This is a genomic window from Pullulanibacillus pueri (assembly GCF_014639255.1).
Lineage (GTDB): Bacteria > Bacillota > Bacilli > Bacillales > Sporolactobacillaceae > Pullulanibacillus > Pullulanibacillus pueri.
Genome location: NZ_BMFV01000008.1, coordinates 24,217 through 36,949, shown reverse-complemented (window position 1 = coordinate 36,949; position 12,733 = coordinate 24,217). Strand labels below are relative to the sequence as shown.

Genomic DNA, 12,733 nt, shown 5'->3' with positions numbered 1-12,733 from the left:
GAAGTGCTGAAGGTGTAACTAGGGAGGCTATTTTTAATATTAAGATCCAAGGGGACTGACGACAATAAAGGAGGGCCTACTGGTGATATATGTTATTAGGCACGGGCAAACGGATTTGAATAAAGAAAGAAGATGGCAAGGAAGAATTGGGCTCCCATTAAATGAGACGGGGATTAAGCAGGCCAAAGTGTTAAAAGACAAACTGAAGGGTATAACATTTGAATTCGTCTTCTCTTCACCACAAGAAAGAGCTGTTCAAACTGCCGAGATAGTCACAGGTGCACAAGTTATCACAGATACAAGGCTCGATGTTTTTGATTTAGGAGAAGCTGATGGATTAAAGGTTGAAGAGGTAAAAAGGATGGGAATACTCCCTGACCCTAATGTGTATAAAGGCATTGAAGACATGTATAGCTATATTCATAGAATCTTTAACTTTATGCGTGAACTAGAGAATCGATATGCTCATAGAGAGATAAACATTTTATTAGCGGGTCACAGGGATACGACAGGATGTATCGGTGCTTATTTCAAAGGGATACCTGAGGATGGAAATATTTTAAGCTATTCATCGAATAATGGTGAATATAAAGTCTATGATTTCAAATAGTCTTAGAATATAAGGTTGATTACACTTACATATAAGAAGACGAATAACGCTTGGATGAAGTTTTATAAACATCCAAGCGTTTTAAGCTTATCTATCCCTGTTCAATGGTATTTAAGAAGCATTTATTTTATAGCGGTCACAATCCAGTGACAACGGGCACTTTGTATCCATTTAATGTCTCTAAATCCGGAATTGTACAGCAATGTATCAAGCTCTTCGACTAGTGCGTAATCTTCGGTAGGATCCCAATGACCACGAAGGTCCTCACTTGCCCTTTTCATTGCTGGAGATGAGGCGAAGATCAAGTCTAATAAGGTGAGCTGACCACCAGGCTTTAACACTCGATAGACTTCATTGCAGGCTTTTTGTCTTTCCTCGCGGGCCACCTCGTGAAAACAAAAGCTTGAAATCACAGCTTGAAAGCTTTCATTCTCATAATCTATGGAAGTAAAAACACCTTCCTTAAGCGTAAAGCTAGGAAACTTTTTCTCACAAGCCTCCAGCATTTTTGTTGACAAATCGATCCCATGAATGTGAACTTTTTTTGAGATAAAATGCTCAGCAAAGCTACCTGTCCCGATACCAATATCAAGCAACGACTCATTTTCTTTGATAGGCACCGTTTGGGCTGCCCGTGTTAAGCTTTCCTTATAACCATCTAAGGGACCAGAAAGTGTGGCAACATTTTGGTCGTATGTTTTGGCCCACTCATTAAATAAATTTTTTTTCTTTTCTAAGCTGTTCACCGAATACCTCCAGATTCTTTCTATTTTCCACTCACCGTTGACGGAGAAAATGTCCTATAAAAGTTTTTCATGTTTTACCACTCCTTTACAAACTCTCTATAGACTTCTTTCGACAATTTGTATTCTTTTTCCTGCAACTATTTCAATTTGATATAAAATTATGTACTCTATAAATGAAACTCTTTTGGTGAATGCGTCGTCCTTACAAAGGATGGGGGAGGGAGGCAGGCATGAGTAGGGGATTAGATGAGACTCCGGAATCCATGGATAATGAACAATTGCTTGAAAACCTGATGGTTCAATATGGTGGTGCCATCAAAAAGCTTGCCTATACATACGTTCGTAATTGGTCTATAGCAGAGGATATAACTCAAGAAGTCTTTCTTTCGGTCTATAAAAACCTTCATCGCTTTCGCGGTGAGGCTTCTTATAAAACATGGCTCTATAAAATTGCGATTAATAAAAGTAAAGACGCCTTGAAGACTCGATATTTACGCCCAGATAAGCTCTTAAAAAAGCTAAAAACACATGAACAGCGCCATGAACAATCTGCAGAAGAAGTGGCTATGATTAAGGATGAGGATAAAGCCCTAGGCGAGCGTGTGATGGCATTACCTTTAAAATATCGAGAAGTCATTATTTTATATTATTATGAAGGGCTTAAACTTGAGGAAATTGAGCTCTATACCCAACTGAAATTATCAACGATTAAAACACGTTTAAGGCGGGCGAGGGGATTGCTTCGAAAAATGTATGAGGAAAAAGGAGGGAAGGACATTGGATGAACAGTTGGAAAGGTTAAAGGAGATTATGGATCAAACGATTCTAAAAGAAGGTGCCTTTCAGGAAAAAGATAGACTTCGCGTGTTGAATCGTATTCACAATAGAAAAAGCAGTGTGAGAAAAACATGGATCGCTACATTTTCAACCGTTTTATGTCTTGGACTGCTTATGGTTCTTTCCTACTCCATCTTTTTTCAAGGGACTGAACAACAGGCGAGTCAGCAGTCATCGCCCTCACTTACGGAGACTAGTCTAAAGAAAGCAAGTTCCGAACAACAGCCTGAAGTGAAAGCGAATAAGGCAGGTACCGTCAATGCTGAGAAAAAGGACGTGATGCCTTATAAATACTCTGAGGACTTAGCGAACCCCAAACAAAGTGTGCCTAAGACTTTATCTTTCAATCACTATACGTATAAAAACACGGGGAATCATATAGGTCCTTCCGGTATCGGTGAAAGCGTGGGTAAGGTTAATTTAAGTGATGAAAGTCAAGAGAAGAAAGCCATGAAGACCACCCTTGTTTATACTGTTAAAGGAAAAGAACTCATTTCAGCCATCGCAATAAGCATTGGTGATAAAGATACACCTCATTATCTTGTGTTTGAACGGGATCAAAATCCAGAGGGTCAGGAGGGGGCAAAGGACCAATCTGATGCAATGCAGCAGGTCTTGCAAAAAGCGAGCCAATCCATTAGCCTTTATGTTTTTTCAAGTTCACAGGCTTCTTTAAAATTAGCTGAGTATAAAGAAGAGTGGGGGCCGGGGGTGTTCATCAATTACACTATTCGGGACGTTAGCGGGCAGCAGGATGTGTCGCTCTCGCTAAAAGAATATCGCGAAAGTAAGGCAGAAGCTGCTCGGACTTTGTTTACCTTTAAAACGACACTTCCAAGCGATCGAAAGGGTACGACAACTGCTAAAGATTCAAATGCCATGTACCAGCCGGCCGTGCCGACAGATTCGTTTGAGTCGAATGGTGTGAAGTGGAGTTTTTATAAAGACTATCAGGGGAAGACAGCCATGTTAGGGGAAAAAGCCGACTATGCTTTTGAAATCGTTTTGAAACATTCTCTCACTAAGGAAGAGGCTCGTTCATTAGTGGAAAGCTTTAAACCTTACGAGAAATAGATAATGGCTATGTGACAGCAAAGGGAAAGATGTTTAGCGGTAAGGCAGCTCAATTCTCATGAGTTGCCTTATTTGTCGTCTATCTTTTTAGCCCACTTCAAAAAATGAAGTGGGCTTCGTAAGACTTTAAACTTTAGTTTAAAAACTAAATTGCATGTTATACAGCCGGGCATAAGTGCCATTAAGCGCTAGTAATGCCTCATGAGTCCCTTGTTCACTGATGTTGCCATTCATAAGTACAATAATTCTTTTGGCATTCCTCACGGTGGATAGGCGATGGGCAATGACAAAAGTCGTGCGGTTTTCCGTCAAGGTCTCTAGCGCCTCTTTGACTACTTTTTCGCTTTCGTTATCCAAAGCACTCGTGGCTTCGTCAAAGATAAGTATGGGTGGATCTTTTAAGAAAACACGGGCAATGCTTAATCTTTGCTTTTGCCCACCAGATAATTTGACCCCGCGTTGACCAATATCTGTGTGGTAGCCATTTGGTAACTTCATTATAAATTCATGGGCATTGGCACGTTTAGCGGCTTCAATTATGTCCTCATCACTCGAGTGAGGATTTCCGTAACGAATATTGTCTCTTACCGTCCCAGCGAATAGGTAAACGTCCTGTTGAACAATGCCTATATATTTCTTCTTAAAGACTGAAGCTGGATGTCCTTGATATTGATACCATCAAGGAATATCTCGCCTTCATTAACATCATAAAAGCGAGGCAGAAGGGAGCATAAAGTTGTTTTACCAACACCTGATGGTCCTACCAACGCAAGATAATCACCGGATTTAACCTTTAGGGAAAGGTTGTTTAAAACGAGATCAGGGTTTTCGTTATACTTGAATCCAACATTTCGAAACTCTATGTTGCCGTATACAGGTTTTAAGTCAATAGCACTGGCAGTGTCTTTGATATCAGGCTCAGTTTCTATAATCTCCATAAAACGTTCAAAGCCAGTAATGCCTTCTTGGTACTGCATGGTCAAGTGGGTCAATTTTTGTACAGGTTCGATCAGATACCCAATGTATAATAAAAAGGTAATTAAATCAGCTAAATCTAATGAAGCGTGGACAATGCTAACACCGCCAAAAACAATAACGGCAATCGTAATCAGCTGAATGAACGTCTCGATCCCATTGGAGAGGTAGGCTTCATTTCTATAACTGTTTTTTCTACTTTCAAGAAAACGATCGTTTGCGTTAGCAAATTTTTTCTGTTCTAAGGCTTCATTGGCAAATGATTTAACAACTCTAATCCCCGAAAGAGTATCTTCGACCTGGGCATTAATATCAGCAATTCTTGCTTTGTTTCTTTTTAAGGCAATGTTCATCTTTTTATTGAAATAAAGGGCGTAAATGCCCATCAAGGGTAAAAATGCAAAAACGACCAAGGTTAGTTTTGCATTGATCAGAAACAGGATGACAAAGGCCCCTATAAATTTAACGCAATACCGAAGATAATCTTCTGGTCCATGATGATACAGTTCTGACAGCAAAAGTAAATCATTAGTTACTCTTGACATAAGTTGACCTGTTTTTTGCTTATCATAAAAATTGAAAGAGAGCTTTTGATAATGCGAAAAGAGTTCACTTCGCATATCACTTTCCATCATAGCTCCCATTCTGTGACCATGATAGTCCACAAAATAATTAGCCAGTGTTTGTATTAACACGAGCATGACCATTAAAGCCCCCACGACATATATCTGACTCAATGCCTGCGAAAGATTATGCTCTAAAACGTGTTTGGTAATGTATCGTGTTAATAAGGGATAGAGCAAGGAAATGCCCGACACGGCAAGGGTACAGGTCATGATCGCAAAGAATAATTTAAGATACGGTTTATAATAAGATAGAAACTTCTTTATTCGATATTTCACAGATTTACCCCTTTATGTTCGATTTATCACTTACGCAGAAAAGAATAAGTGGCTCACTTGCACATAAGGGGACGCCTGTTATGTGACTAATTAAGCGTTACACCCTTATATACCTCTAAAGCATTTTTTTGATTTTTCATTGATAATGCCTCCTTTGTTATGGATAGATAATATTATACAACATTTACTTTTTAAATAAATGCCCTTATCAGAATTTTTATATAAACAAAAAATAATATTTCCATAGCATTCGAAACAAACGTTTGCCACGTCCTATGTGGCTCATCCATGTATCTTCTTCGTAGATTGCCTCTTTCTAGAGGTTAGTACGGGAAACAAAAAGAAATGAGCACCTGCTTTCTTTTGGTGTGAAATTGTCATAGACTAAAATTAACGAACGATCGTGAAATTGTGCTTTGCTAAAAAGGCTATGAAGGAGCAGCTTTATCGGAAATTGCTAAGGATTGGCTCTTAAGAAACCGTTTTTCTATGCTCACTTTGAAGGAAAAGATGCCCTTTTCTTGACCTTTTTTCAGGAAGCATTGAACGAGTGTATTGGTATCTTCAAACGAGTATGGATACTTGTTAGATAGCATTGGTTGAAACGTTTTATATTTCGAACCTAAACGATTTAAATAAAAAATGAAAAGCGCTTGGAGGATTTTCTGAAAAGGGATTTGTAGATAAGGTGCTCATCTATGGCAGTCATCATAGAATATAAGTGGATCGTTCTCCTTTTGCTGGAAGTGCTTTGCCAAGGCTTCAGCATTTTTATCGTGTTAGAATGTATATCTTTGTGGAAGATCCTATAAGTGTAACTATGACTTTTGCCATTAAATCCGGGCACAAAGTCGGGTTTTCTAACGAAGTTTGCGCGCTTGGGTAATTTTGTCAATACATTCGAATAATGACTACGAAAGAAATATGCCGATATGTCTGGTAAATTTGGTAAACCAAACACTAACATCAAACGAAAAAATGATGTAAAATAGAATTAAGGAAGGGTGGCCTGCGCGTGGAAAATAGCTCTGATACACAACAACATATGAAAAGAGAAAAGCCTAGACGAAGATTCTATGGCGTAGGTTGGGGAATCACGACAACAGTCCTTCTGTTATTTATTGTTTTATGTATAGGGTTTGCCATGCACGGCATAGGCTCAACACTTTATGTTGTCTTAGTCTCCATTCCTTTAGAGGTAGTCCTTGGGGCTACGGCTTCTGTTACTGCTGGTTTTGATCCGATTTCAGGTGCTCTTATAGCGTCGATTGCTCATTTAGCATTAGCCCCAACGTTGATTACTGGCTTTGATACCATTGTTCGAAAATGGAGCTGGCTTCGATCAAAGCTTGAAAAAGCAGAGAAATTGAGCGATAAATACGGAAAATATGGAGTCTGGATTCTTGCAATTTTAGCGCCTATTGTTGGTGTGTTTGTCAGCATTGCGGTTGGGGTAGCATTACGCTTTCGTCCAATCCTTGTGATGTCAAGCGTTAGCTTGGGAACGCTTGTCGCTGCATTCTTGGCTACAATGGGAGGCGCTGGTATCGTCAAATTATTCGAAATATGGTAGGCTTTTCTGTTCCTTGAAAACTTGGGTATGCCCAAGTTTTCGTTAGTTTTCAGGGGAATTTAAATGTTCAAGTGAAAAGAATTACAGGTATGAAATGTGGCCAATTGTAAAACCTAACAGTGGAGGTGAGTGATTTGCCACAAAATAAAAGAAGCGAAGATAAAAAACGTAATGATGTTATGGCAAAAAACGGACAAAAGGAAACTGCACCTGGTTATGGCGATAAAAAAATTGAAGGACCAGACCGTCCGTCAACTTAAAGAATAAGCATACAAAAAGAGGGGCTTTTGCACAAGCCTCTCTTTTTGTTTTACTCCTGTAGAAGGGTATGGACTTCTGTTATTCTACTGAATCCAAGAACGCACGTACTTCCTCTGGGCTTTTCGCATTCGCGCTATGAAGATGGGCCTTTTTCTCACCTTTATCAAACACGAGTAAACTCGGAATCCCCATAACTTCATATTTTTCTCCAAGCTCAGGAAAGTGATCACGGTTGATTTCGTACCAGTTAAACTCGTTGTGATCTTCAATAATCTCATCAATAAACATATTAAGACGTTTGCAATCAGGGCACCAATCAGCTTCAAATTTAATTAATGCACGTTTATCACCATGAATAGCTTGTTCAAAAGCTTCTAAAGTTTCGATTGATTTCATAAAAATCTTCCCTTCACTTTTTTTCTATTGTACCAAAAAAAGGGCACAGGCAGAAGGTGAATGCTCGGGGGGAATCTCAGGAGTGAGCGGAGCAATCCACATTTTTTAAGGTTATTGTCACTTCACCATTTTAAAGGGTATAATTGATTCACTTATTAAATAATTAAATATATAAGTGAGGGGATCAAAATAGCAGAAGAACAGCCCGTCATATTGAATAAGAAAAAGAAAGTCCTTTCTCTTCCACTTATTCAGCCGCTCATCGTTTCTCGTAACTTTCGGATGCTTTGGCTAGGACAGTTACTTTCACTTTTCGGCAATTCGCTTTCTTCGGTGGCACTTCCGATTATTGTCTTTCATCTAACGCAGTCCACCCTTTCAATGGGATTCATTATGATGCTGAATTTGTTACCTACGGTCATCCTTTTACCTTTTACAGGGGTATTAGTGGACAAATTACATCGTGTCAAACTCATGATGACTTCAGATTTAATTCAAGGCTTTCTTGCAATCCTAATCACAATATTAGTCTTAAGTGATCATCTCTCGATGGTTTGGTTATGGGGTTACGCCATCGTCACGGGGACCATGAGTGCTGTTTTTCAGCCGGCTTATAGCGCCCTAAGACAGCAAGTGTTCACACCGGATATTCGAGGGGCTGCTAATTCACTGACTCAGCTGGGAATGCAAGGCATGCGACTCATTGGACCTTCTATTGGTGGAGTGTTGATTTCGCTGTTCACAGCGGCCATTGTTTTTGGTATTGATGGACTCACTTTTATTATATCCTTTATTTTTCTTCTCTTTATAAAAGTAGCTTGCGCGACAAAGCGAGTGAAGCCCACTGGCAAACTGGAAAACCAGCCACGGCTTAAAACGTTTGGGAAAGACTTATTGGGTGGGTTTGTAGAATTGAAAAAGCACGCTTGGTTATGGGTGACGATTAGTGCCTTTGCTATTATTAATGTCTGTACCTCTGGCGTTGTCGTTGTTATTTTACCATGGCTTATTAATGTCCATTATGAGTATAGCTCATCAATATATGGTCTCGTTGTTTCGGCTTCAGGAGTCGGGTCTTTAATTGGTGGTCTGCTTTTTGGGCTAAAGAAAACGTGGCGACACAGAGGGATTCTGGCTTACTTAGGCATGAGTCTTGAAGCGCTATCCTTATTCCTTATGGTTGAAATCAGCTGGGTACCAGGACTTTTAATGGTGATTGCTCTTGGTGGAATGGGATCGATGTTTTTCGGAATTATATGGGAGACAAGTCTTCAGGAGCTTGTTCCTGAGGAGGCCTTTGGGCGTGTCGTGAGCTTAGATATTTTGGGTTCAATTGGATTAATGCCACTAGGGTACCTTTTTACGGGCTGGCTTGCCGAGGTTATTGGTGGTGTCAAAACCTCAATTTTACTGGCAAGTGTGATGACCGTCATTATTATGGCTGCTCTTTCTATTCCGGCCGTTCGTCGTTTTGAATAGAAAGGCTTATTTCTTGAATTGGATGTAAGCGTTTTAAAAAGGGGAGGAAAATCGGTGATGAAAAAAGTGGTTATTGTTGAGGGCGCACGTACGCCCTTTGGTAGCTTTGGTGGTCATTTAAGGGCCTTGAATACGACACAGTTAGGAACGCTAGCGGCCAGGGAAGCCATTAGGCGCGCACAGATCTCTCCAGAAGTAATCGACAATGTTGTATTCGGCAATGTCATTCAGACCCATACCAATGCGGCATACGTCGCCCGTCATATTGGGTTAAATGTAGGGGTATACGAAAAGGTGCCCGCGCTCATCGTGAATCGACTGTGTGGTTCTGGATTGCAAGCGGTTGTTTCAGCCGTGCAATCGATGCTACTTGGGGAATCTGAGGTAGCGTTGGTCGGAGGCGTTGAAAACATGTCGATGAGTCCACGCGCTGATTTTACCTCAAGGTCTAATGCTGGAAAGCTTGGGTCTCTTAAGTTAGAAGATATGCTACTGGCGACTCTTACCGATGAATATATAGGAGAGGGTATGGGAATAACGGCTGAAAATCTTGCAAAAAAATACGCGATTTCTCGCGAGGCTCAGGATGACTTCAGTGTTCTCAGTCATCAACGGGCAGCAGATGCTCGGCAATCTGGAAGATTAGCTGAAGAAATGATATCTGTGACCACAAAAAAGCTTAAATTAGAGCACGATGAACATATCCGCGAAGATACTTCTCAGGAAAAATTATCTAATTTGCGTCCGTCCTTCGTTGAGAGGGGGACGGTCACAGCGGGCAACTCCAGTGGTATTAATGATGGTGCAGCTTCACTTGTTCTCGCGACAGAAGACTATGTCCTTGAACATGACATTCTCCCAATGGCAGAAATTATTTCTTGGGGCATTGCTGGCGTTGATCCCCATTATATGGGGATTGGACCAGTACCTGCTTCTAAGAGAGCGCTAGATCGTGCTCACCTAGAGATAAAAGATATCGACCTGTTCGAAGTCAATGAAGCTTTCGCCGCTCAATATCTTGCTGTTGAGAAGGTACTTGGTCTTGACCGAAAGAAAACGAATGTCAACGGAGGCGCTATTGCCTTAGGTCATCCTGTCGGAGCAAGTGGGACACGAATCTTGTTGACGTTAGCCTATGAACTACGGAAGCAAGGGCTTCGATATGGACTGGCAACGTTATGTATTGGTGGTGGGCAAGGAATAGCTATGATTATTGAAAATAAGCATGTTTAATTTCTATAAGACTTATAATCTTGCAAAGAAATGGAATACATTGTATAATATCGTAATATTTACCTTTATAGGGGGTAACGCTGTTGGTACAGGAGGAAGCGATTGAGCAACTCATTGCCAGTTTAAAAACGGATCATCGTGTTCAAGCTCTTTTTGTTAAAGGGTCTATAGGACGAGGAGAGCATGATGAGTATTCTGATATTGATCTATATTGTATGGTGGAGGAAAAAGACCAAGAAGTTTTCTTACAGAAACGCCTCGATCATCTGCGGACGTATCGAGAGCTCTTATTTTATGATGACATTTTCATTATTGCACCGCAGGTTATTGCTGTGTATGACAATCTCTTACATGTTGACTTGTTCACGGTCACCGAAGAAAGCTTTATTGAAAAAGACTTTTTCAAGGTGTATTACGATCCCAAAGGCCTTTTGAGCCCCTATCAAGCCAGTCAACATTTGCAACTTTCCCCGACGGAGTTTTTAGACAATGCAATGGATACGGTTTGGTTTCTGTTCCAATATCGTAAGGCACAAAGAAGGGGAAATCATTTGTGGGCGGTTGATATGTTACATCAGGTGATGCTTTGTTTTTCTAAAGTTTTGCTACATCACTATAGTTCAGATCGGGCTCAACTCGGCTTGAAAACATTAGAGCGGTTTCTGCCACTTCCTATCCTTAAGCAGGTACAAGAGATTTTTAACCAAATAACACTAAAGGATCACACAGTGGCAGCTTCACTTATTGTCACCGTGCTCAAAAATGAGTTGGAATGGATGTTTTCACAGTTAGAAGAGCCTGAAAAACTAAAACCCTTTGCCGAGAAACTTCTTTCCAGTTTTAAAAAATAGCTCCGTTCCCATCAGGTGTTGCGCGCACATAAAAAGGTGCTGACAGCTGCTTCTAACAAAAAGCATCGCAGCAATCAAGTGAATTGGAGCGTAAGGCGCGAGGTTCGGAACACTTAAACATTGTGTGTTCCTCAGCGCCGCTGACTCACGGATGCCGAACTAGAGTCCTACTGGAACAGCACCCAGCGTTACTTCTCGAATAAACGTCGAGTTGTTCCGAGAAAGCTGACTTCGAAGCAATACTCGTAGACGCAGGAACAGGGGACTTTTAATGATAAATATTTGGGAAACAAATATTCAATCCCAAGTTAGCTGAGGCCGTGCCCGTGGAAAGCGAGCAGCCTGGAGCGGAAATCCACACCTTAATCCAGCAGTAAAGCAATAATCACTTATGAGCTCTTAGCTTTATAGTTACGCCGCAATTCACTTCAACTCCTAAAATTCATGATTTAGGAAAAGAACTCAATTCTTAAAAAAGCCTAATGATAACAGGAAGAGAAGCACGCTCAAGTTGCTTGGCTTCCTGGCTTTTTGTTTTTAAAAATAATAATATAAGCAGGGATTATCGCAGATATTGTCGAATGTATATTCTTATAAGGCGTTTGATTAATGGGCGTACAGAATTAAGATTGAAAAGGGTGCTAACTATGGAATTTATTATCAATAATCAATGTTTGAATCAAGCCATTTATGAGGTCAGTCAGGCGGTAGCATCAAAGGCGATCTTACCCATCCTTTTGGGTGTTAAAATTATAGCTGAGAAAGATCGCCTAACCCTAATTGGCAGTAATACGAATATAGCCATTGAAAGCATGATTCCTTTAATGGTTGGCGGACAAGAGGTTTTGAAGGTAATGGAACCAGGGAGTCTCGTATTACCTGCAAAATATTTGAGTGACCTTGTGAAAAAGTTGCCTGGTGAGGTTCATTTAAAATCAGACGCTCATCGTGTGACCCTTCAATCTGACACGATAAAGACCGCTCTCAACGTATTAAATGTTGAAGAATATCCTAATCTTCCCGAAATTGAGCATAAAAAAATCATACATATAAAAAGTCGTGATTTGAGTACGCTGATCAAACAAACTGTTTTCGCGGCTTCCAAACGTGAGTCAAATCCCATTCTTACTGGTGTTAATTTTTCGTTTCAAGACAATACCTTGACCTGTGTGGCGACTAATTCCCATCGACTGTCATTAAGGACACTTACAATTCCTTCAGAAATAAAGGGCTCCTTTACCATTCCAAGTGCAAGTCTATTGGAAGTCCATAAATTAATGCATGACGAAGTGGATGAGATCTTGATAGGCTTGACTGACCATACTATCGTTTTTCAGGCGAAGGGGCTTTCGGTGTATTCGCGACTTCTGGAAGGTACTTATCCCAATGTTTCTAGTTTACTCTTAAGAGAATTTAAAACGGTTCTCATCCTGAATACAGAAAACCTATTAAAAGGGATTGATAGAGCGACATTATTTGCCAGCGAGTGGAAAAATCATAATGTGAACTTAGAAATAATAGAGGATTCGCAGCTCCTTATTTCTTCTCATTCTTCAGAGATAGGAACGATAGAAGAGGTTCAGGACATAGACCAGATGATCGGTGAGCGTAGTCTTTGCATCTCATTGGATGGAGCCTATGTGAAAGAGGCTTTAAAAGTGATCGAAGAGAAAGCAGTAAAGGTAAGCTTCGGTGGTTCAATGAGTCCTGTGCTCATTGAGCCCGTAGATAATCCAGCCCACAAGCAACTCATTTCTCCAGTGAGATCATAAAGAAAGGAAGACAGATTTTATCAT

Annotated in this window: 11 protein-coding genes and 1 pseudogene; 9 read left to right on the top strand and 3 right to left on the bottom strand. The window is 40.4% G+C overall.

From position 1 onward, the window contains the following. Window positions 1–82: 82 nt before the first annotated feature. Window positions 83–610, top strand: coding sequence for a histidine phosphatase family protein (locus IEV91_RS06990; RefSeq protein ID WP_188496715.1), 528 nt, complete (start codon window positions 83–85; stop codon window positions 608–610). A 122-nt stretch (window positions 611–732) separates the two neighbouring features. Here IEV91_RS06990 and IEV91_RS06985 read toward each other — a convergent pair whose 3' ends face one another. Beyond that, window positions 733–1,356: a class I SAM-dependent methyltransferase gene (locus IEV91_RS06985; RefSeq protein ID WP_188496714.1), complete on the bottom strand. Its 624-nt coding sequence runs from the start codon at window positions 1,354–1,356 to the stop codon at window positions 733–735. A 230-nt stretch (window positions 1,357–1,586) separates the two neighbouring features. Here IEV91_RS06985 and IEV91_RS06980 point away from each other — a divergent pair, with 230 nt between their 5' ends. Beyond that, window positions 1,587–2,141, top strand: coding sequence for a sigma-70 family RNA polymerase sigma factor (locus IEV91_RS06980; RefSeq protein ID WP_188496713.1), 555 nt, complete (start codon window positions 1,587–1,589; stop codon window positions 2,139–2,141). Continuing rightward, a complete protein-coding gene (locus IEV91_RS06975) occupies window positions 2,134–3,267 on the top strand; it encodes a hypothetical protein (RefSeq protein WP_188496712.1) in 1,134 nt (377 codons plus the stop codon). Before IEV91_RS06980 ends, IEV91_RS06975 begins: the two co-directional genes overlap by 8 nt. A gap of 138 nt (window positions 3,268–3,405) precedes the next feature. Here IEV91_RS06975 and IEV91_RS06970 read toward each other — a convergent pair. Next, window positions 3,406–5,144: pseudogene (locus tag IEV91_RS06970) on the bottom strand (ABC transporter ATP-binding protein). A gap of 1,015 nt (window positions 5,145–6,159) precedes the next feature. On the opposite strand from IEV91_RS06970, the gene IEV91_RS06965 reads away from it, so the two are divergent. Beyond that, window positions 6,160–6,717 carry a small multi-drug export protein gene (locus IEV91_RS06965; RefSeq protein WP_188496711.1) on the top strand — a complete coding sequence of 186 codons (558 nt, stop codon included), beginning with the start codon at window positions 6,160–6,162 and terminating at the stop codon, window positions 6,715–6,717. A 134-nt stretch (window positions 6,718–6,851) separates the two neighbouring features. Further along, entirely contained in the window at window positions 6,852–6,977 is a 126-nt protein-coding gene (locus tag IEV91_RS21870; RefSeq protein ID WP_268236358.1) for a hypothetical protein, read from the top strand. A 79-nt stretch (window positions 6,978–7,056) separates the two neighbouring features. On the opposite strand, the gene IEV91_RS06960 is transcribed toward IEV91_RS21870, so the two are convergent. Next, complete coding sequence (locus IEV91_RS06960) at window positions 7,057–7,374, bottom strand: thioredoxin family protein (RefSeq protein WP_188496710.1); 318 nt, start codon at window positions 7,372–7,374, stop codon at window positions 7,057–7,059. A gap of 213 nt (window positions 7,375–7,587) precedes the next feature. Here IEV91_RS06960 and IEV91_RS06955 point away from each other — a divergent pair, with 213 nt between their 5' ends. The 4 genes from IEV91_RS06955 to dnaN all read left to right on the top strand — a co-directional run bounded on the left by IEV91_RS06955 (window position 7,588) and on the right by dnaN (window position 12,709). Beyond that, window positions 7,588–8,853: an MFS transporter gene (locus IEV91_RS06955; RefSeq protein ID WP_188496709.1), complete on the top strand. Its 1,266-nt coding sequence runs from the start codon at window positions 7,588–7,590 to the stop codon at window positions 8,851–8,853. Between the two features lie 57 nt (window positions 8,854–8,910). Next, complete coding sequence (locus IEV91_RS06950; protein WP_188496803.1) at window positions 8,911–10,086, top strand: thiolase family protein; 1,176 nt, start codon at window positions 8,911–8,913, stop codon at window positions 10,084–10,086. An 83-nt stretch (window positions 10,087–10,169) separates the two neighbouring features. Then, window positions 10,170–10,937: a nucleotidyltransferase domain-containing protein gene (locus IEV91_RS06945; protein WP_188496708.1), complete on the top strand. Its 768-nt coding sequence runs from the start codon at window positions 10,170–10,172 to the stop codon at window positions 10,935–10,937. 647 nt (window positions 10,938–11,584) lie between these two features. Further along, a complete protein-coding gene (gene dnaN / locus IEV91_RS06940; RefSeq protein ID WP_188496707.1) occupies window positions 11,585–12,709 on the top strand; it encodes a DNA polymerase III subunit beta in 1,125 nt (374 codons plus the stop codon). Window positions 12,710–12,733 lie beyond the last annotated feature (24 nt).